16 protein-coding genes are annotated in these 19,836 nt (G+C 68.7%); 8 read left to right on the forward strand and 8 right to left on the reverse strand.

Annotated elements, in window-relative coordinates:
• Nucleotides 1-122: 122 nt before the first annotated feature.
• Together LZ199_RS32610 and LZ199_RS32615 are read left to right on the forward strand one after the other, a co-directional pair.
• On the forward strand, nt 123-1,115 hold the full coding sequence (locus LZ199_RS32610; RefSeq protein ID WP_253997648.1) for a hypothetical protein: 993 nt from the start codon (nt 123-125) through the stop codon (nt 1,113-1,115).
• A gap of 218 nt (nt 1,116-1,333) precedes the next feature.
• Nucleotides 1,334-2,353, forward strand: a complete 1,020-nt coding sequence (locus LZ199_RS32615) for a hypothetical protein (RefSeq protein ID WP_253997649.1) — start codon at nt 1,334-1,336, stop codon at nt 2,351-2,353.
• A gap of 116 nt (nt 2,354-2,469) precedes the next feature.
• Here the strand turns inward: LZ199_RS32615 and LZ199_RS32620 are convergent, their stop codons facing one another.
• Both LZ199_RS32620 and LZ199_RS32625 read right to left on the reverse strand, forming a co-directional pair.
• A complete protein-coding gene (locus LZ199_RS32620; protein ID WP_253997650.1) occupies nt 2,470-5,985 on the reverse strand; it encodes an ELWxxDGT repeat protein in 3,516 nt (1,171 codons plus the stop codon).
• 119 nt (nt 5,986-6,104) lie between these two features.
• The gene (locus tag LZ199_RS32625; protein ID WP_253997651.1) at nt 6,105-6,368 is read right to left on the reverse strand and encodes a hypothetical protein; all 264 of its coding nucleotides are present in this window, start codon (nt 6,366-6,368) and stop codon (nt 6,105-6,107) included.
• A gap of 187 nt (nt 6,369-6,555) precedes the next feature.
• Between LZ199_RS32625 and LZ199_RS32630 the strand changes: the two genes are divergently transcribed.
• Nucleotides 6,556-7,014 carry a MaoC family dehydratase gene (locus tag LZ199_RS32630; protein ID WP_253997652.1) on the forward strand — a complete coding sequence of 153 codons (459 nt, stop codon included), beginning with the start codon at nt 6,556-6,558 and terminating at the stop codon, nt 7,012-7,014.
• 54 nt (nt 7,015-7,068) lie between these two features.
• On the opposite strand, the gene LZ199_RS32635 is transcribed toward LZ199_RS32630, so the two are convergent.
• The 4 genes from LZ199_RS32635 to LZ199_RS32650 all read right to left on the reverse strand — a co-directional run bounded on the left by LZ199_RS32635 (nt 7,069) and on the right by LZ199_RS32650 (nt 11,483).
• Entirely contained in the window at nt 7,069-7,884 is an 816-nt protein-coding gene (locus LZ199_RS32635) for an isocitrate lyase/PEP mutase family protein (RefSeq protein WP_253997653.1), read from the reverse strand.
• Nucleotides 7,885-7,941: 57 nt separating this feature from the next.
• On the reverse strand, nt 7,942-8,478 hold the full coding sequence (gene ogt, locus LZ199_RS32640; protein ID WP_253997654.1) for a methylated-DNA--[protein]-cysteine S-methyltransferase: 537 nt from the start codon (nt 8,476-8,478) through the stop codon (nt 7,942-7,944).
• On the reverse strand, nt 8,471-9,979 hold the full coding sequence (locus LZ199_RS32645; RefSeq protein ID WP_253997655.1) for a DNA-3-methyladenine glycosylase 2 family protein: 1,509 nt from the start codon (nt 9,977-9,979) through the stop codon (nt 8,471-8,473). Before LZ199_RS32645 ends, ogt begins: the two co-directional genes overlap by 8 nt.
• A 136-nt stretch (nt 9,980-10,115) precedes the next feature.
• Nucleotides 10,116-11,483, reverse strand: coding sequence for a pyridoxal-phosphate dependent enzyme (locus LZ199_RS32650; RefSeq protein ID WP_253997656.1), 1,368 nt, complete (start codon nt 11,481-11,483; stop codon nt 10,116-10,118).
• 371 nt (nt 11,484-11,854) lie between these two features.
• Between LZ199_RS32650 and LZ199_RS32655 the strand changes: the two genes are divergently transcribed.
• From LZ199_RS32655 to LZ199_RS32670, 4 genes are all read left to right on the forward strand, one after another.
• Nucleotides 11,855-12,895, forward strand: coding sequence for an aminoglycoside phosphotransferase family protein (locus LZ199_RS32655; RefSeq protein WP_253997657.1), 1,041 nt, complete (start codon nt 11,855-11,857; stop codon nt 12,893-12,895).
• Between the two features lie 31 nt (nt 12,896-12,926).
• Entirely contained in the window at nt 12,927-13,958 is a 1,032-nt protein-coding gene (locus LZ199_RS32660) for a nucleotidyltransferase family protein (protein ID WP_253997658.1), read from the forward strand.
• A gap of 180 nt (nt 13,959-14,138) precedes the next feature.
• Entirely contained in the window at nt 14,139-16,043 is a 1,905-nt protein-coding gene (gene treZ, locus LZ199_RS32665) for a malto-oligosyltrehalose trehalohydrolase (protein ID WP_253997659.1), read from the forward strand.
• Nucleotides 16,044-16,048: 5 nt separating this feature from the next.
• Nucleotides 16,049-18,058: an amylo-alpha-1,6-glucosidase gene (locus LZ199_RS32670; RefSeq protein WP_253997660.1), complete on the forward strand. Its 2,010-nt coding sequence runs from the start codon at nt 16,049-16,051 to the stop codon at nt 18,056-18,058.
• A 7-nt stretch (nt 18,059-18,065) separates the two neighbouring features.
• Here the strand turns inward: LZ199_RS32670 and LZ199_RS32675 are convergent, their stop codons facing one another.
• Together LZ199_RS32675 and LZ199_RS32680 are read right to left on the reverse strand one after the other, a co-directional pair.
• Nucleotides 18,066-18,830 carry a Stp1/IreP family PP2C-type Ser/Thr phosphatase gene (locus LZ199_RS32675; protein WP_253997661.1) on the reverse strand — a complete coding sequence of 255 codons (765 nt, stop codon included), beginning with the start codon at nt 18,828-18,830 and terminating at the stop codon, nt 18,066-18,068.
• A gap of 90 nt (nt 18,831-18,920) precedes the next feature.
• Complete coding sequence (locus LZ199_RS32680) at nt 18,921-19,298, reverse strand: DUF192 domain-containing protein (RefSeq protein WP_253997662.1); 378 nt, start codon at nt 19,296-19,298, stop codon at nt 18,921-18,923.
• A gap of 17 nt (nt 19,299-19,315) precedes the next feature.
• Here LZ199_RS32680 and LZ199_RS32685 point away from each other — a divergent pair, with 17 nt between their 5' ends.
• Nucleotides 19,316-19,819: a tRNA (cytidine(34)-2'-O)-methyltransferase gene (locus LZ199_RS32685; protein ID WP_163866861.1), complete on the forward strand. Its 504-nt coding sequence runs from the start codon at nt 19,316-19,318 to the stop codon at nt 19,817-19,819.
• Nucleotides 19,820-19,836: the final 17 nt, after the last annotated feature.

The following is a 19,836-nucleotide window of genomic DNA, read 5'->3' on the forward strand; positions in this document are numbered from 1 at the left end:
GCGTTTCCTTGCTCGCATCGACTGGATGGCCCGAGCGCTCCCGAAGCAAGGCGCGCGCGTGTCTCCCGACCGGTGCTTGTCACGTGACATGGGATTGCTCCCATGACCGAGAGGAAGGCCATATGTCGACAATGTCGGAGCATGGTTTCTGGAAGTGGGGAGTGCTCTCCCTGGCATTGATGGGGTGCGGCGGTGTCATGGGAAGCGAGGCGGAGGATGAAGCCCTGCTCACGCTGGAGGGCACGCTTCAATCCACCACGTCATTCGAGCTGGGGAGCTCCGACCGGATACGAGCGGCGCTCCTCTGGGACACCTGGCCCAAGGTCGTCGTGGACTGCATGGTCCAGAGAAGGTACCCGGAGGGCTTCATCAAGTGCCTGCGGCTGAGCCCCAAGTCGTCGTTCCATCATCCCGGGGTGGATGTCCGGGTGAACGGCCGCTTCCCCAACACCTTCAGCATGCCCCTCAATCGCCTGCCAGAGCCTGGAGCGCTGATAGGGGAGGAAGGCTCCTGGCTGGGCATGGCCTACGTGATGGCCTACGTGGACGGCAACGGCAACGGCAAGCTGGACCGGGTCTCGAACGAGGCCACTTCCAGCCATGACATCGTCGTCGGGTTCCAGGAGGGCTTCAGCGGAGAGCAGACGGAGAGCTCCTTCATCATGTATCGCGAGGGCGCGCTCCACCCGGTCTTCCACATCAATTTCCCGAACTGCCCGGAGATTCCCCAGGGGTACTCCGTGGTGACGTTGCGCTACACGGAAACCTCCGAGGCGTGTTTCGTGAAGACGCGCAAGGTGGACCTGAACATCGCCCTGGAGGCGAACCAGTCCTTCCAGCAGCTCGCCTGCGAGGAGCCCAACTACCTGGGCCTGATGGATATGGCGCGCGCTTCCACCATGGGACCGCCACCGCCGAGCAGCACCCAGCGCTGTGGCTCCTTCACCCATCCCGTGCCGCGCTCGGAGCAGGTGCTGTACGTGAACCCCCATCCGGAGCGCTTCTGCACCACCGCGAACACAGTGGTGTACACGCTGCGAGACTTCTGGGATGGCGCCTGGGATGACCGGGCCTCGCCGCCCTCCTGGTGGCCCTGCCCGGTGACGGCGCCCTGAGGTGAGGACCGCGAGGGGGCAGGCCGATTCGCTGCCCCCTTCCCGGCGAGTCTCACGGCACCTGACACCGAATCCATGTCCCACGCTTCGATGCTCGCGCGTCTCCTTGCTCGCACCGACAGATTGAACCGCGCTCCACGCGCGCTCCTGATGCGAGGAGCGCGGGTCGCCTGTCGTGTGCCCATGGGGATGGCCCCATGGCGCGAGAGGAAGGCCGCATGACGACAATGATGGGACGTGGTTTCTGGAAGTGGGGACTGCTCGCATTGGCGATGACGGGTTGTGGCGGAGTCCTGGGTGACGAAGCCGAGGACGAGACGCTGCTCACCCTGGAAGGCTCGCTGCATGCCACCGAGCCTTTCGAGGCGGGAAGCTCCGCCCATATGAGAGCGGCGCTGCTGTGGCAGACGTATCCGCAGCCTGTCGTGGAGTGCATGCTCGTGAGCTCCGTGCGCGACGCGCTGTCGAGGTGCCAGCGGGTGAGCCCGCGCTCGTCGTTCCATCACCCCGACGTGGATGTGAAGGTGAACGGCCACTTCCCCAATACCTTCAGCATGTCCCTGAACCGATTGCCGGACCCCGAGGGGCTGATGGGCGGGCCGGGCTCACGGTTCGGCTTCGCCACCGTCGTGGCCTACGTGGACGGCAATGGCAATGGCAGGCTGGACCGCGTCGACAGCGAGGCCACGACGAGTGTCGACATCGTCGTGGGCCACCAGGAAGGCATCCAGCTCAACGCCCTGGCGGAGTACACGATTGTGTACCGGGAGGGCACGCTCCACCCGCTCTACACAAAGCTGTTCTCGGATTGTCCCGAGATTCCCCGCGGGTACTCCGTGGTGACGCGCCGCTACCAGCAAGACCCCAGCAATCCGGACGGCGACCCCATCTACGAGGGGTGCTACGTGAAGACGCGCAAGGTCGAGGTGGACATCATCCTGGAGGCGAACGCGGCGTTCCAACGGCTCGCCTGCGAGCAGACCAACGCGCTCTTCCTCGCGGACATGGTGCGCGCCACCACCGCGAGCCTCCCCCCGGCCGGCAGCAGCCAGGTCTGCCGCACGTATATCCATCCCGTGTCGGGCTCGGAGCAGGTGCTCGTGGTGAACCTCCACCCGGAGCGCTTCTGCACCACCGCGAACCAGGTGGTGTACGCGCTGCGCGACTACTGGAACGGCACCTGGGATGACCGGGCCTCGCCGCCCGCGTGGTGGCCCTGCCCGGTGACGGCGCCCTGAGGTGAGGAACGCGAAGAGGGCAGGCGGAGTCGCTGCCCCCTTCGCGGCGAGTCACTCACCGCCGGGCTTCAAGGCGCGGGGCCATGGCATCAGGACTCCGGGCCCCGAGAAACGACTCAGGCGTCAGGTGCTTCGATGCCTGGGGTTCGGCGGCGGCGCATCGACAGCAGGGCGAGGAGCGCCAGCCCGAGCATCCCCGTTCCCGCGCCACCGGATTGCTGACAGCCGCAGCCGCTGGAGTCCTCGAGCGTGGGCATACCCGGAGGTCCCGCGTCTGGTCGCGACGTGCCGCCATCGGGCTGGGGGACACCACTGTCGGGTGCACCGCCATCCGGACCGACAGGGCCCGCATCGGGGCTGCCCGCATCGGTGGGCTCGGGGACGATGACTTGCACGTGCACCTGGAAGGTGCAGCTCGTGGTGTTGCCGCTCGGGTCCGCCGCGGTGACGACGACGTCGGTGGTGCCGACGGGGAACACGCTGCCTCGAGCGGGCACGGTGCTCACCGTGGGCGTCGACGCGGTGTCCTGGGCGGTGATGTCCTGCCATTGCACCGCGACGCCCGCCTGGGAGGTGGCGATGGCGGAGACCGTGGAGGGACACGTGACGGACGGAGCCTGGGTGTCCTGGACTGTCACGGCGAAGGTGCACGTGGAGGTGTTGCCCATGTTGTCGGTCGCGGTGACGAGCACCTCGGTCCGGCCGAGCGGGAAGACGCTGCCCGACGCGGCGCTGTAGCTGACGCGCGGGTCGGGGTCCTCGTCGGACACGGACGCGGGCGGAAACGGCACGGCGGTCCCCTGGGCGCTCACGGCCTCGGCGATTTGCGCGCCGGGGCAGGTGAGTCGAGGCGGCTGGGAGTCGGTGGGCGTCGTTCGCATCCCCCACAGCTCGCGGCCCCAGGCCGGGTGCCACGCCGCGAAGTAGAGGTAGGGCCCCACGTTCGTGAACGTCCCTGGCGCCGAGGAGATGCCTCCGGGCCCGAGGTCCGCGATGAGCAGGGTGCCGGCCTCCGTCCCATCCGTCCGCCAGGGCTCCAGTCCCGTCACTCCGTCCGACGCGGCGAACACCAGCGCATCCCCTCCACCCAGCCGGACGAAGGGCCCCGGTGTCGACACCGCGCCGGGCTCTCCGGGCCGGATATCCTTCACCCTCACGGTGCCCGCCTCGGTGCCGTCGCTGCGCCAGGGCTCATAGCCCCCGCTCTCGTCATCCGCCCAGAACAGCAGCAGGTCACCATGAGGCGTGAGCTGCTCCGGTGGGAGCACCGTCGCGCGGGTGCCGAACGTCTTCACCTTCACGGGGGCGGCGCCGTTGCTCTTCCACAGCTCGGGCGGGGACTCCGCGTGGCTGACGACATAGAACACCGAGTCGCCCAGCGTGGCCGTGGTCGACTCACGGGGCCAGTAGCCATACCGCCGGCTCACGAAGCCCAGGGCGCGGGTGCCCGCCTGGGTGCCGTCGCTGGTCCACAGCTCCAGGCCCCGCGAGGCGAAGTTCACCCAGAAGAACAGCCGCCCGTTCGCGACCCGCATCTGGTGGAACGAGGCGAGCTCGGAGGCGCCCGCCAGGCTCGCCACGCGCCGCGTCCCGGCCTCCGTGCCGTCGCTGGTCCACAGCTCCTCGTGGTTGAAGTCCGCCGTGAGGGCGAAGAAGACCTTGTCTCCCACGGCGGTGAGCATGCGGGGGTGGGGCGGGATGAAGGAGCTCGCCTCGAACTGCTTGATGCGCACCGTGCCCGTGGGCGTGCCATCCGTCACCCACAGCGCATCCTTCTCGTGGGACCACTCACTGATGAAGGCGCGCGTCCCCGCGGGCACGAGCTGGCGACCTGGCGCCTCGAACATCCGCGGGGAGAGGGACGCCAGCCTCCGAGGAGGCTGCGAGTCATCCGGGGGGAGGCTCCAGAGCGCTTGGAGTCCCTCGTCATCTCCGGCGAAGAAGAGGAGCTGGTCGTTCAGTCGGGTGAGCTGGACTGGGAAGTAGAAGGGGCTCAGCGGCGGTGAGACGGCGAGCGGCCCGGTGCCAGCAGGGGTTCCATCGCTCCTCCACAGACGCCGGCTCATGAACTCGTTCTCGGCGACGAAGTACAGCACTCCGCCCACTTCGACGGCGGAGGGCTCGTAGGCGGGCAGTCCGTTCGCGACCGGGGCCGAGAGGGTCTTGACCTTGCCCGTGCCCTCCACGGTCCCCGTGCTCGTCCACAGCTCGTCGTCCCGGGTCCAGAAGTAGAGCGTGTCCTGGGACCAGGAGGCCACCAGCTCACCCAGGCCGTAGGGACGCGGTGTCACCTCCGTCAGCCGCACCGTCCCCAGGGCCGTCCCATCCGTCTTCCAGAGCTGCTGACCGTGGGAGCCGTCGTTGGCTCCGAAGAAGAGGCCCACGGGTGAGGAAATCATGGGCTGTCCAAAGTCAGCCTCCATGGAGGACTCACCGCCGGGGGCCAGGTCGGCCACGCGGACCGTGCCCTGCGCGGTGCCGTCGCTCTTCCACGGCTCGCCTCCCGCCACCGTGTCATGGGCCATGAAGTACAGCAGGCCGTCATGCGCGGTGAGTCGCGAGGGCCGCGAACCGCCCGCGCCCGGCTGGATGTCGCTCACGCGCACGGTGCCGTTCGCGGTGCCGTCGCTCTTCCACAGCTCCACGCCCGTCGTCTCCTCCCAGGCGGTGAAGTAGAGCATGTCACCCACGCACGCGAACGGAGGCGGCGAGGTGAAGTCCTGGTTGGAAGGGTCCTTCGCATCCAGCGTGGCGACCAGGACCGTGCCGTCGACGGTGCCATCCGTGCGCCACAGCTCCTGTCGGCCAAAGGGCGAGTTCCGATAGAAGAACACCGAGCCGCGACAGGCCTTGAGCTCGTAGGGGAGGAAGCGGCCACCACCGGGGCGCGGGTCCAGGACCTTCCCAGTCCCCTCGGCGGTTCCATCGGTCTTCCACAGCATGTCCCCGCCGTCCTCATCGGTGGCCTGGAACACGAGGGTGCTTCCCGCCCAGGCCTTGTTCCAGGTGCCGAAGCCTCCCGTCTCGGACTGGCTCGTCGTCACCAGCACCGTGCCTTCCGTGGTGCCGTCGCTCTTCCAGAGCGAGTACCCCGGAGAAGGGATGTCGGAGGGGCTGGTGATGGCCAGAAGGCTGTCGTCCCGCACCCCGAGGAAGGTGCCCAGGCCCCGCAGGTTCTTCACCAGCACGGTGCCCTGCGCGGTGCCGTCCGTGCTCCACAGGCCGTACTGCTGCCCCCCGTAGTTCGTCAGGGCGAGGAAATACACGCGCCCCTTCAGGACGACGGCGTGTTTCGGGTCGGAGCCCTCCGGCCCCGGCAGCACGTCGAGGACGAGCGAGGTCCCCTCGGGCGTGCCATCCGTCCTCCACAGCTCACGGCCGTGCACCTTGTCGCTGGCGCCCAGGAGGGTGATGTTGCCCAGCCGGATGAAGAAGGTGGGCTGCTCCAGGAGGTCGCTCGTGGTGTCGCCGGGGAGCACGTCCTTGACCAGGAAGGGCGTGCCCACGCGCGCCTCGGACGTGCGCACCTCCACTGCTGGACGCGGCGCTGAAGCCTGCCGGGTGTCACAGCTCGCCACGATGACAGCCACCACACAGACCGCGAGGCCACGGAGCCCAGGTTCCAGATTCATGGGGGCACTTCTGAGCAGAGATTGACCGCGTCCGTCAATGCGTGGGATTGGGAATGCACCGCCGCGAACCCGAGGGGGCTCCCGGCGGTGGCCCTGCGCCTCAAGCCTTCGACGGCTGTCTACATACAGCGGTTTTCACAGACACCCAGCAAGCAGAACCAGCACGGGCCCACGCAGCCGGGACGACAGGCCGCGTTGGCGTGCTCGCTGTCGGCGAGCAGCGTGCTCTCCGGCGGCAGGCTCACCGCCTCATCACACGTCGCGTCTGCCTCCTCTTCGGCGGTGACGGCCTGGGGCTCACCCATGGACAGGGCGGCGAGTCCCACCACGAGCAACGTGGACAGCACCATGGACCACTGGCTCTTGAGCAGCTTCGCGAACATCCATGTCTCCTTGGCAGTGCCTGACGAGGCCACGACAGCCTGTCATGAATCAGGCCAAGCCAGAAAGTCGTGGATACACGGTGCGAGAGGACCTGGGCGCTGCAATGCGTTGCCCTGGCCCGGCGAGCGGCCTATGCAATGCGTCAGGGGGCCACGCAGCAAGAGTCACCCGCATCCGAGGAGTCCCATGCGCTACTTCGACGACTTCCAACCCGGTGAGGCGAGTGAGGCCGGGCCTTACGTGGTCTCCCGGGAGGAGATCATCGCCTTCGCGAAGCAGTTTGATCCGCAGCCCTTCCACCTGAGCGACGAGGGAGGTCGGGAAGGCATCTTCGGTGGCCTCATCGCCAGTGGTTGGCACACCGCTTCCATCTGCCACAAGCTCGCGGTGGAGAACCTCTTGAGCAAGACGGCGAGCCTGGGCTCCCCGGGACTGGACGAGCTGCGCTGGCTGAAGCCGGTGCGTCCCGGGGATGCGCTCACCGCGCGCTTCGAGGTCCTCTCCACCACGCCGTCGCGCAGCAAGCCGGACCGGGGCGCCATCAAGTTCCGCTTCGAGGTCCGCAACCAGAATGGCGAGGTAGTGATGACGGAGGTCGCCAACGCGCTGTTCGCCCGGAAGCCCGAGGGCGGCGCGGCGAAGTAGTCCTGTCGGAGGGCCCGGGTCGCGCCGATGCCTGGCGCGACCGGGTTCGCCGCTTCAGCGCGGAGCCATCAGCGTGTTGAGCGTGGGATAGGAGATGCCCGCCTCGGGCGCGGGTGCGGCGCCGCCATCGCGAAGGAAGTCGGTGGTGAGCGCGGCGATGCGGCCGAAGATGGCCGAAGCCATGCCCGCCCCGGCGCTGACGCGGCGGACGCCGAGCGACGCCAGCTCGGACGCGGGAGGCAGTCCAGGAATCGCCATCAGGTTCAGCGGCAGGCCCGCCTCCGTCACGACGGCCTTGATGTCCACGGGCGTCTTCAAGCCCGGAACGAAGAGTCCATCCGCGCCCGCGGCACGGTAGCGGCGGGCCCGGGCCAGGGTCTCCTCGACGCGACGCTCCGCCGGGCCGATGCCTCGCAGGAACACATCCGTGCGCGCGTTCACGAACAGGTCCGCGCCCTTCTTCGCGGCGGCCTTCTTCACGGCCTCAATCTTGGCGCACAGCAGGTCCACCGAGCCCCCGCCGTCCTCCAGGTTGATGCCCACGCCGCCCGCCTCCAGCACGCCCGCGGCGACCTCGCCCACCGCGGCCGGGTCGTCCGAATAGCCCCCTTCGATGTCGACGGTCAGCGGCACCTTCACGATGCGGGCAATGGCGGTGACGGTGTCGAGGAGTCGACTCACCGGGAGCATGTCTCCGTCCGGATAGCCCTGGGCCCAGGCCACGCCCGCGCTCGTCGTGGCGAGGGCCTTGGCGCCCAGACTCTCCATGACGCGCGCGCTTCCGGCGTCCCAGGCATTCACCAGCAGCAGCAAGCCCGCTTCGTGCAACTGACGGAAGTCACGGGCGGAGTTCGGCGGAGCGACAGGCATGGGCAGCGGTCCTTTTCGACAGGGGTGTGGAAGCGGCGGGAGGATACGGCGGGCGCTTCATGCGGTGGAGGTCCGTCGTACCCTCGACTCGTGGTCGAGTAACCAGCGCTTGCGTTCGATGCCACCTCCATATCCGGTGAGGGAGCCGTTGGCGCCCACCACGCGATGACACGGCACGACGATGCCCACGGGATTGGCGCCGTTCGCCAGGCCCACGGCGCGTACGGCCGCGGGCCGACCGATGCGCTTCGCCAGCTCCGAGTACGACACCGTCGCGCCGCACGGAATACCGCGCAGCGCCGCCCAGACCTCACGCTGGAAGGGTGTGCCCTCGGTGCGGACGGACAGGTTGTCGATGGCGTCGAGGTGTCCCGAGAAGTACGTCCGCAGCGTGTCGGTGAGGCCGCCTGGATTGCGCGCGGTCTCCAGTTGGAAGCCGTTGTCTCCGTAGTGCAGGCGCAGCAGGTTGCGCATCCGGCCTTCGTGCTCCGTCCAGTCGACGGCGCGCAGGTGTCCCTCGCGGTCCGCGATGAGGACCAGCTCGCCGATGGGCGTGTCCGTCTTGTCGATGAGGAAGTGGAGTGGCTCAGCCATGACGCACCTCTTGGAGTCGGGGACGCAGGCCGGGGTCGGCGGCCCACAGGTGTTGCGCGGCGTAGGCCCGCCAGGGCCTCCAGGGCTCCGCGCGTTGAATCAGGTCTTCGGGAGTGGGGCGCGCGCCCGCATCCGTCGCGGCGCTTCTCAGGAGCGCCACGTCGCTGGCGGGGAACGCATCCGTCTCGCGCAGCGCGCGCAGGGCGATGTACTGCGCGGTCCACTCGCCCACGCCTCGGATGGAGCGCAGCCGGGCGATGCCTTCCTCCACTGTGCCGAACGGATGGAACAGCAGCGGGTCCGCGAGCGCCGCTTGAGCCAGGGCCTTGAGCGACGCCTTTCGCGCGGACGGCATCCCCAGCGCGCCCAGGTCCGTCGCCACGACGCGCTCGGGTGAAGGGAAGGCTCGAGACAGGCCGGAGGGGAGGCCTTCCATGGGAGCCTCGGCACACAGCACCACGAGCTTTCCCGCGAGCTTGCGTGCGGCCTCCACCGTCACCTGCTGACCGAGGATGGCGCGCACCGCCAGCTCGAAGCCATCCCATGCGCCGGGGGCTCGCAGGCCGGGCCGCAGCGCGACGAGGGGGGCCAGGAAGGGGTCCTTGGAGAGGTGGGCGCCGATGACCTCGATGTCCGCGCCCACGTCGAACACCCTGCGCACGCGCGCGATGATGGCGGGGAGTACCTGGACGCGCGGGAAGCGAATCTTCACCACGAGGTTGTTGCGTGCGGGCTCGTGCGTCACCTCCACCGTGCCCACGGCGCCGTCCTGGGACACGGTGCGCAGGTAGCGCGCGTCGGAGACCTGCTCCACGCCCTGGATGGCGCGCGCGGACAGGTACGAGAGCATCGCGGCCCAGTCATACGGTGGACGGTAGCGCAGGCGCAGCGTCACGCCCGCGTCCGCCACCGCGCTGGCGGTCGTCTCCACCGACTGCTTGCGGCGCAGGGCGCCCGGGGGGCGCTGGTAGAGGCCTTGGAACGTCTCGTTGAAGCGCCGGATGCTGCCGAAGCCCGAGGCCAGCGCGACCTCCGCGAGCGGCATCCGAGTCTCCTGGATGAGCTGCTTGGCGAAGAGCACGCGCCGAGTCTGCGCGACGGCCACGGGCGTGGCGCCGAGGTGCTGTTTGAAGAGGCGGCGGAGCTGTCGTCCTCCCACGCCCAGACGTTCGGCGAGCGCGTCCACGCCCGCCTCGCCGCCATCCAGCGCGCCCTCCGCGATGAGGGCCAGCGCGCGCGACACGGTGTTGGAGGTGCCCCGCCACGACGCGAGGTCAGGGGCCGTCTCCGGCCGGCAGCGCAGGCAGGGGCGGAAGCCCTCTTCCTGGGACGCAGCGGCGGAGGCGAAGAAGCGGCAGTTCTCCTGCTTGGGCGTGCGCGCGGGGCAGATGGGCCGGCAGTAGATGCCGGTCGACGTCACCGCGACGAAGAGACGGCCGTCGAAGCGGGCATCCCGCGTCTGGAGCACGCGGTAGCAGGCGTCGGAATCGAGCAGGTCCATGCCCGGACAGTGTCACCCAGGGCCCGGCCGCGCTCGCGGTTTTCGGACATCGATGCCCCGTGCCCCCAGACGCGCGAAGGGCCTCCCACCGTCGCTGGCGAGAGGCCCTCTCAAGACGCGACTGCCTGGAGGCCGACTAGGCCGCCGTGCGGTGCAGGAAGTCGATGAGGTCGATCTTCGTGACGATGGCGATGACCTTCTCGCCCTCCTTCACGACGGCGACGTTGTCCTGCGCGAAGACCTCACGCAGTCGCGAGATGCTCGTGTCCGGCGACAGCGCGCCCTGCAGCGGCGCGACGATGGCGTCGATGGTGTCCGCGAACTTCGCCTTTCCGGCGACGAGCGCGTTGAGCAGGTCGTACTCGTGGACCATGCCGACCGCGCGCCCGTCCTCGGACACCACCGGCATCTGGCTGATGCCGTGGCTGCGCATCGTCTCCACCACCTGGTCCACCTTGTCGCCCTTGCGCGCCGTCTTCACGTCGCGCTGCTTGCTCCCGATGATGTCGCGCACCGTGCCGGTGCCCTTCTCCTCGGCGAACCCGTTGTCGCGCATCCACTCGTCCGAGTGGAACTTGCTGATGTAGCTGCTGCCGGAGTCGGGGAGCACGACGACAATCGTCTTGCCCTTGCCCACTTCCTTCGCCAGCTGCACCGCCACGTGCACCGCCGCGCCGGAGGAGCCACCCGCGAAGATGCCCTCCTCGCGCGCCAGCCGCCGCGCCGCCGCGAAGCACTGGCGGTCATCCACCTGGCGCACGTCGTCCACGACCTTGAAGTCCATGGCGCCGCACAGCATGTCCTCGCCGATACCTTCGACCTTGTACACGTGCGGCTCGGTGAGCTTGCCCGTCTTGAAGTAGCCCTCGTAGACCGAGCCCTCCGGGTCCACGCCCACGTTCTTCAGGCCGGGGATCTTCTCCTTGAGGAACTTGCCCGCGCCGCTCATCGTCCCGCCCGTGCCCAGGCCGGAGACGAAGTAGTCCATCTTCCCGCCCGTCTGCTCCAGGATCTCCGGGCCGGTGAGGTTGTAGTGCGCCTCGATGTTGTCGGGGTTGTGGTACTGGTTCAGCATGAACGCGCCCGGCGTCTCACGGTGCAGCCGCTTGGCCGTCTCGTAATAGCTGCGGGGGTCCTCGGCCGCGACGTTCGTCGGCGTCACCACCACCTGCGCGCCCAGCGCCTTCAGGCGGTTGATCTTCTCCAGCGACATCTTGTCCGGCATCGTGAAGATGCACTTGTAGCCCTTCACCGCCGCCGCCAGCGCCACGCCCATGCCGGTGTTGCCGGACGTGTTCTCCACAATCGTGCCGCCGGGCTTGAGCTTCCCCTCCCGCTCGGCCTTCTCGATGATGTACAGCGCCATGCGGTCCTTGATGGACGCGCCCGGGTTCATGAACTCGCACTTGACCAGAACAGTCGCATCGTTCGGTCCGACGAGCTTGTTGAGCTTGACCAGGGGCGTGTTGCCAATGGCGGTGAGAATGGTGTCGTGGATGTCCATCGCGGCTTCCAGAAAAAGAGGGGTTCGCGGCGCGTCTTATATGCCGCCGGAGGGGCCCGGTCGACAGCGGGAGTCACTCTGCCCCGTCGGGAAGTAACAGGGCCCCGCCCCAGGGACTTCCCCCTCGTCCCCGGCACCAGGACCCGGCGTGTCTCCTGGCGCCGTGCCAGGGGGAGGGGGCCTGCTTCGTCGGGGGGCAACCGGGCTCGCGACGCGCCGCGACGCAAGGCCGGGGTGTCTCACGCTTCGGCGTCGCGTACGTGACAGCCCGAAGGGCCAGGAGGCAATCGCCGCGCGAGGGCTTTGACGCGGAAAGTCGCCCCTCCCATACTCGGGACCGCTCCCCACCCCCATTGGAGAACCCCGTCGATATGGAACTCGAGGCCGCCCTGCGCGACCAGGTGGGACAGGCCATTGGCCGTCCCGTTTCCGATGCTCCCATCAAGAAGCTGAAGGGAGACGCGAGCAACCGCTCGTACTACCGCGTCGGCGCGCCCCCGGAGAGCTGGGTGGTGATGGTGATGCCGCTGGACGCGACGAAGAAGAGCGAGGAGGCCACCAAGGGTGAGCCTCCGAAGGAGCTGCCCTTCGTCAACGTGCACCGCTACCTGAACAAGCTGGGCGTGCGCGTGCCCGCCATCCTCCGCTACGACGAGCCGGCGGGGATGATGGTGATTGAGGACCTGAGCGACATCACCTTCGAGTCCGCGCTGGAAGGCGGCAAGCACAACCACGCGCTCTACACCCGCGCGGTGGACCTGCTCGCGCGCCTGCGAGCGCAGGCGGAGAAGCTTCAAGACCCGGACTGCCTGGCCTTCACGCGCTCGTTCGACGAGGACCTGTACGACTGGGAGTTGCACCACTTCCGCGAGTGGGGCCTGGAGGCGTGGAGCGGCAAGCTGCCCACGGACGCCGAGCGCACCTGGCTGGACGCCACGTTCCGCAACATCGCCAGGCAGCTCGCCGCCGCGCCCCGGGGCTTCACCCACCGCGACTACCAGAGCCGCAACATCATGGTGAAGGAGGGCGAGCTGGTGGTCATCGACTTCCAGGACGCGCTCCAGGGCCCGCGCCAGTACGACCTGGTGGCGCTCCTGCGCGACAGCTACGTCGAGCTGGACCGCGACTTCGTGGACGCGATGCTGGACCGCTACATCGCCACGTTCCAGGAGGCGAGCGGAGAGAAGATCGACGCGGTGGAGTTCAAGGCGTTCTTCGATTTGCTCACCGTGCAGCGCAAGCTGAAGGACGCGGGCCGCTTCGAGTACATCAATCGCGTGAAGGGCAACCCGGGCTTCCTCGTCTCCATCCCCGCGTCGCTGCGCTACGTGCGCGAGGCGTTCCGTCGGCGGCCGGAGCTGCGGGAGTTGCAGGAGCTGGTGGCGAAGTACGTCCCCGAGCTGGCGGCCTGAGCCCCTCACTCGGCTGAAGAGGGAGTCGACAATGAAGGCGATGGTCCTCTGCGCGGGGCTGGGAACCCGCCTGCGTCCGTTGACGGAGCGCTGGCCCAAGCCCGCGCTCCCATTCCTGGGGCAGCCGCTGTTGCGCTACCACCTGGCGGTGCTGAAGGCCGCGGGCGTCACGGCGGTGGGCATCAACACCCACCACCTGCCGGACACCATGGAGGCGGTGGCCCGCGAGGAGTGTGAGCGCGCGAAGCTGCCGCTGCACGTGGTGCGCGAGCCCGTCATCCAGGGCACCGGCGGCGGCATCCGCGGCCTGCGCGACTTCCTCTCCGACGGAGACTTCCTCGTCTTCAACGGCGACATCCTCTACCCGGTGGACCTGCGGCCCGTGGTGGCGATGCACCAGGCGTCCGGCGCGCTGGCCACCATGGTGCTGCTGCCGATGCCGGAGGGAGAGAAGTACGCGGCGGTGGAACTGGATGCGTCCGGGCGCGTGCGGAGAATCGCGGGGCACGGGCCTGGAGGCGAGGGCCTGACGCCGTGGCACTTCACGGGCGTGCACGTCATGTCCCCGCGCATCTTCGACTTCATGAGCGCCGAAGGGCCCGAGGACATCAACCGCGAGGTCTACGCGCGCGCCATGGCCCAGGGGCAGGTGGTGCGCGGTGTGCGGGTGGATGGCTACTGGTCTGACTTGGGCACGCCTTCGCGCTACCTGGCCACGGTGCGGGACGTGCTCGCGGGCCGCGTGCGGCTGGAGTGGCTGGGGGCGGACTCACCGCTCGCCGGCACGGTGCGCGGGCCGGGCTCCTCGTGGGCGCATCCGGACGCGCACGTGCATGGCGCGAAGGTGGAGGGCCCCGCCTGGTTCGGCCGAGGCGTCACGGTGGCGGAGGGCGCCGTGGTGGGCGAGTCCGTGTCGCTGGGCGCCGGTGTGAAGGTGGACGCTGGGGCGCGGCTCCAGAGCGCCGCCGTCTTCGAGCAGACGTCGATTGCGCCCGGTGAGACGCTCACCGAGGTGCTCGCGTGGCGGGAGCACCGGATTCCCGCGCCGCTGTCCGGCCGCTGACCGCACCTGTCTCCACGCGCACGAAGCCGGCCCGGAAAGGGTCGGTTGGCGCACGGCGTGCGAGCGAGCTCTGTCCTCCGCTCGAAGGTCGCCGTTTCGGACAATGGGCCCTACCTTTGGCCACGGACAGCCTGCCTGGGCCGGGGGATTCCGGCGCGGGGACAAGGGGAGGTCTGGGGCATGAAGTGGCGAGGTTCTCTGGGGGCCAGGCCAGCGGGTGGAGACAGCACGCATTTCCGGGTGTGGGCGCCACGCAGGCGCAGTGTCGAGGTGGTGGTTCGAGGCGCGTCGCAGCCGCTTCCCCTGACGGGGGATGACCAAGGCTACTTCGAGGCCGTGCACCCGGTGCCCGTGGGGGCGCTGTACAAGTACCGCCTGGACTCGGGTGACGAGTTCCCCGACCCCGCCTCGCGCTTCCAGCCCGAGGGCCCGCATGGCTTCAGCGAGGTGGTCGACCCGTACGTGCACCCCTGGACGGACGGCGACTGGAAGGGGCTGTCCTGCATCCGGGGCCAGGTGCTCTACGAGCTGCACCTGGGCACCTTCACGCCCGAGGGGACGTACAGGGCGGCAATCGCGAAGCTGCCGCTGCTCAAGGACCTGGGCGTCACCTGCCTGGAGTTGATGCCGCTGCACACGTTCCCCGGGCGTTTCAACTGGGGCTACGACGGCGCGCAGCTCTTCGCGCCCAGCTTCCAGTACGGACGCCCGGAGGAGCTGCGCGCCTTCGTGGACGCCGCGCACGCGCTGGGGCTCGGCGTGCTGCTGGACGTCGTCTACAACCACCTGGGGCCGGACGGGAACTACCTGGCGCAGTACTCGCCCGACTACTTCACCCGCAAGTACGAGAACGAGTGGGGCGAGCCGACGAACTTCGACGACGGACCCGCCGCGGGGCCCAGCCGCGACTTCTTCATCCAGAACGCGTGTGCCTGGGTGGCCGAGTATCACTTCGACGGGCTTCGCGTGGACGCGACGCAGGCCCTGTATGACGACGGGCCGTGCCACATCGTGAAGGAGCTGACCCAGGCGGTGCGTGAGGCGGGCGCCGGGCGTGGCGTCCTCGTCATCGCCGAGAACGAACCCCAGGACGAGCTGTGCGTGAGGGCGGCGGAGCGGGGCGGCTGGGGGATGGATGCGCTCTGGGTGGATGACTTCCACCACTCCGCCCGCGTCGCCGCCACGGGACGGGCGGAGGCGTACCTCCAGGACTATCGAGGCACCGCGCAGGAGCTGCTGTCGTGCGTGCTGCGCAACTCGCTCTATCAGGGGCAGTACTACCGCTGGCAGAAGAAGGCCCGGGGCAGTCCGCTGCTGCGCGTGCCGTCGAGCGCGTGCATCTTCTATCTCCAGAACCACGACCAGCTCGCGAACATGCTCCAGGGCCAGCGGCTGCACCGCATCTGCGGGGAGCGCCTGGCGCGCGCGCTCACCACGCTGTGGCTCCTGCTGCCCCAGACGCCGCTGCTCTTCATGGGGCAGGAGTGGTTCGCGAACACGCCCTTCTTCTACTTCGTGGACCACAAGCCGGAGCTCCAGCCGCTGGTGCGCAAGGGACGGGAGCAGTACCTCGGTCAGTTCGAGAGCGCCCGCCACGCGCTGGAGCACGAGGGCTACGTGGAGCACGTGGACGAGAAAGCCTTCCTGCGCTCCCGGCTCGACTGGAGCGAGCGGGAGCGCAACGAGGGGCCGCTCACCCTGCACCGTGAGCTGCTCCGGTTGCGTCGTGAGGACCCGGTGCTCGCCCGGCAGGACGGCGGCCAGCTCGCGGGGGCCGTCCTCTCACCCAACGCCTTCGTGCTGCGCTACTCGGGCAGCGAGCAGGAGGGCGACCGGCTGTTGCTCGTCAACCTGGGGAGCGAGCTGGAGCTCTCTCCGTGCCCCGAGCCCCTTCTCGCACCACCTCGGGATGAAGGGTGGCGTGTTGGACTGTCGAGTGAAGAGGTTCGATTCGGAGGTGCAGGCTCTTGCTCACTGGACTCATTGAGGGTCGCGACGTCGTGGCGCGTGCCGGGGATGACCGCTCTGTGGATGACGAGCACGGGAAGGAGTCCCACGGGCCTCGGCCCACGGACGGCAGGATGAAGGGGATGCGCGGCTTGCCCGAGCTGAAGTTCGCCTGGCACGTGGGAGCGCCGGCCATCGAGGTGCTCGGCCGGGAGTGGCTGGTGACGAATGGCCTGGGGGGCTATGCGTCCAGCACGCTGGCGGGGGTGAATGCGCGTCGCTACCACGGCCTCTTCATCCCCACCCTGCCGGAGCGGGGCCGCACCGTCATGTTGTCCCGACTGGTGGAGACCGCCCGGGTGGAGGGGCAGAACTACCGGCTGGAGGGGGAGGTGCGCGCCGACGGCACGCTGATGGGGGACACCTCGCTGCTGCACTCCTTCCGGCTGGATGGCCTCATCCCCGAGTGGGAGTACGTCCTGGGCTCCACGCGCCTGCGTCGCAGGCTGGTGCTGGTGCACGGCGAGAACACGCTCTTCATCGAGTGGGCACACCTGTCCGGGCCTCCCGTGAAGCTCCGGCTGCGGCCCTTCCCGGTGTTCCGCGTGCACGAGCACGACTTCCCGCACGGCTACTGCCAGCCGAAGGTCGTCCTCCAGGGAGAGCGCATCGAGATGTTCGCGGAGAAGGACGCGCCGGCGCTGAAGTTGCGGCTGTACGCCGACGGCACGGTGCCCTTCGTGGCGCTGCCTGAAATCTCCTCGCCGCAGCTGTACCGGACGGAGCGCGCCCGGGGGATGCCGCACATCGAGACGCAGGCGAGCCCCGGCTACTTCGAGTGCACGGTGCGGCCGGGCAGTCGCCTGTCGCTCGGCGCCACGGTGGACGACTGGACGCTGTTGGACCGCGACCCCGCCATGAGCTTCGACATGGAGCGCGAGCGCGAGTGGCGCCTCTTGGAGCGCGCGCCCATGGCGGCGAGGACGGGCACCGCGGCGCGCCTCGTCCTGGCGGGGGACCAGTTCATCGTCGACCCCATGCGCACGCGCGACGATGCGTGGGCCCGGGCGATTGGCGAGGATGCCCGCAGCGTCATCGCCGGCTACCCCTGGTTCACCGACTGGGGCCGCGACACGATGATTTCGCTGGAGGGGCTGACGGTGTGCTCGGGGCGCTTCCGCGAGGCGGCGGCGATTCTGCGGACGTTCCGGCACCACGTGAAGGACGGGCTGTTGCCCAACCTCTTCCCGGAGGGCGAGGCGGACGGGCTGTACCACACGGCCGACGCGACGCTCTGGTTCTTCCACGCGGTGGACCGCTACGTCACGGCCTCAGGCGACATGGAGCTCCTGCGCGAGTTCTATCCGACGTTCGAGGACATCGTCCGCAAGCACGAGCAGGGCACGCGCCACAACATCCGCATCGACCCGAAGGATGGGCTGCTGACGCAGGGTGAGGAGGGCTACCAGCTCACCTGGATGGACGCGAAGGTGGACGGCTGGGTGGTGACGCCCCGGCGCGGCAAGGCGGTGGAGCTCAATGCGCTGTGGTTCAACGCCATGCGGTTGATGGCGGAGTGGGCCGGGCTCCAAGGACTGGACGCGGCGCCCTACGCGCAGGCCGCGCAGAAGGCCCAGGACTCCTTCAACCAGCGCTTCTGGAATCCCGAGGAGCGGTGCCTGTACGACGTGGTGGACGCGGAAGGCGGTGTCAATGACGCCGCCGTGCGGCCCAACCAGATTTTCGCCCTGTCGCTCAAGTACCCGGTGCTCAACCCGGACAAGTGGCCGGACGTGCTGCACAAGGTGGAGACGGAGCTGCTCACGCCGGTGGGGCTGCGCTCGCTGGCGTCGGACCACGACGACTACAAGGCCACGTACGACGGAGACCTGCGCGCGCGCGACGCGGCGTACCACCAGGGCACGGTGTGGAGCTGGCTGATTGGCCACTACGTGGACGCGGCGCTGCGGGTTCAGCCGGACCGCGCGCACCTGCGGGACGTCATGGACGGCCTGGAGACGCACCTGAGACAGGCGGGCGTCGGGCAGGTGAGCGAAATCTTCGACGCCACGCCGCCCTTCAGGCCACGAGGGTGCATCGCCCAGGCCTGGGGAGTGGCCGAGGCGCTGCGGGTCTTCCTGCGCACCGCCTGACGCGAGGTCAGGCGGCGTGGTAGCGGGCGAGCACGCAGGTGACGTTGTCGTTGCCGCCCGCGGCGTTCGCCATGTCGATGAGCTGGGAGCACGCCTTGTCCAGCTCCGGCGTGCGGCCCAAAATCTCCTGCATCTGCGGGTCGGTCACCATGCCGCTCAGGCCGTCCGAGCACAGCAGGAAGACATCGCCCGGCTGCGGCTCCACGCGGGAGACGTCCACCTGGACGTTCTCCTTCATGCCGAGCGCTCGGACGATGACGTTCTTGTGCGGGAAGTTCTCGACCTCCTCCGGCGAGAGCTTCTTCGCCTTGAGGTAGTCGTTGAGCAGGGAGTGGTCCTCGGTGATCTGCTTGAGGGCTCCGGAGCGGAAGAAGTACACGCGGCTGTCGCCCACGTGCCCGACGTAGGCGACGTCGCTGGCGAAGTGCAGGCTGACGATGGTCGTCCCCATGCCCTTGTACTTCGACTCGCTGCTGGCCTTCTCGAAGATGCGCGCGTTGGCGAGCTTGATACCGGTGGCCAACCGGTTCTCGTCATAGTTGCGCTGCTTGTCCATCTTGAAGGGCCAGGTGCTGTCCTGGTCCTTGGACGTCATCTTGTAGAACTCACCCAACTCGTCCACGGCGATGCGACTGGCGATTTCTCCAGAGGAGTGACCACCCATCCCGTCCGCGACGATGAAGAGGTGCTCATCGGGCAACATGAGGAAGTTGTCCTCGTTGTGGTTCCGCTTCATCCCGACGTGGGTGCTGCCGGCTACCTCGATGCGCATGCGCGGGGACTCTTCTAAGGGGACGAGAAACTGGCGGCGCACGTTAACAAAGCGCTCGGAAAACGGTCAAAAGACGTGCTCTGGGTGCGGTCAGGCAGGGGACACCGGGGCAGGGGAGGCGGGCTCGAAGCTCAAGCGGTCCCCTTCCTGGGTGCCGCTCGCGGCCAGGACGCCCGCGGGCAGCTCCAGCACCGAGCGGGCCTGGAAGTACACGGACGTCGTCCTCCAGGGTGGCAGTGCCATCATCTGCTTGACGATACGCCCCTGGGCGTCCAGGAAGGCGACGTCAATGGGGATGCGCATGAAGAACGTGTGGATGGAGTTGCAGGGCTGGATGTGGAGGCCCTCGCCCACGGCGAGCTGCTCGCGCCCCATCAGTCCCTTGAAGCGCTGGGCGAAGGAGGTGGCCTTCTCCGCCCGGTCCGCCAGCGGCTTCTGCCGCGTCTCGTTGGTCACCTTCCAGCGCATGTAGCGCGTTCTACCCCATGCTCGAGCCCCTGGCGCGTCCTCTGCATCTGGTTCTGGTCTCCCCCCAGATTCCCCCCAACACCGGCAATGTCGCCCGCTTGTGCGCGGTGACGGGCTGCCGGCTCATCCTGGTGGAGCCCCTGGGCTTCTCCATCGATGACCGGAACCTGAAGCGGGCCGGGCTGGACTACTGGGACAAGGTATTTCTACGGCTGTACCCGACTTATGGGGCGTACGTGGAGGCGTATCCGGAGGCCCGGCGGTGGTTGTTCTCGGCGCGGGCGGAGCAGACGTTGTTCGAGGCGCGCTTCGAGGAGGGGGACCACCTGGTGTTCGGCTCGGAGGTGACGGGGTTGTTGCCGGAGGTGATGGAGGGGGGGACGGGGACGGCGCTGACGATTCCGATGCTGGAGGGGCGGCGGAGCATGAACCTGTCCACGGCGGTGGGGGTGGGGACGTACGAGGCGCTGCGACAGGTGTGTTTCACCGGGGCGGGCAGGCGTGCACCCTCGGCAAGTTGAGGGGCGGTGAGGAGGGA

It is taken from the genome of Myxococcus qinghaiensis (assembly GCF_024198215.1).
In the GTDB taxonomy this organism is placed as follows: Bacteria; Myxococcota; Myxococcia; order Myxococcales; family Myxococcaceae; genus Myxococcus; species Myxococcus qinghaiensis.